Here is a 297-nt window from a genome sequence, read left to right on the forward strand (position 1 = left end):
TGGTGGGTCGTGCAGGATTCGAACCTGCGACCAATTGATTAAAAGTCAACTGCTCTACCAACTGAGCTAACGACCCGCTCTGGTACTACCTGAATAATTTCACTCGACACCAATATTGGAATTGGTGGGTCGTGCAGGATGACTCGGCTTCGCCTCGCCCTACGGGCCGTTGCTGACGCAACGCTATCCTTCACGTTCAACATCTGAGTTAAATGCTGAAATTGGTGGGTCGTGCAGGATTCGAACCTGCGACCAATTGATTAAAAGTCAACTGCTCTACCAACTGAGCTAACGACC

At 49.8% G+C, this 297-nt stretch carries 1 tRNA gene and 1 other RNA gene; both read right to left on the minus strand.

Going from position 1 to position 297, the window contains the following annotated elements:
• Positions 1 to 76: transfer RNA gene (locus L2I46_RS29425), tRNA-Lys, on the minus strand.
• 46 nt (positions 77 to 122) lie between these two features.
• Positions 123 to 291, minus strand: a non-coding RNA gene (locus L2I46_RS29430) — RtT sRNA.
• Positions 292 to 297 lie beyond the last annotated feature (6 nt).

The sequence above is a fragment of the Klebsiella sp. 2019SCSN059 genome (assembly GCF_021739525.1).
Taxonomy (GTDB): Bacteria; Pseudomonadota; Gammaproteobacteria; order Enterobacterales; family Enterobacteriaceae; genus Klebsiella; species Klebsiella quasipneumoniae.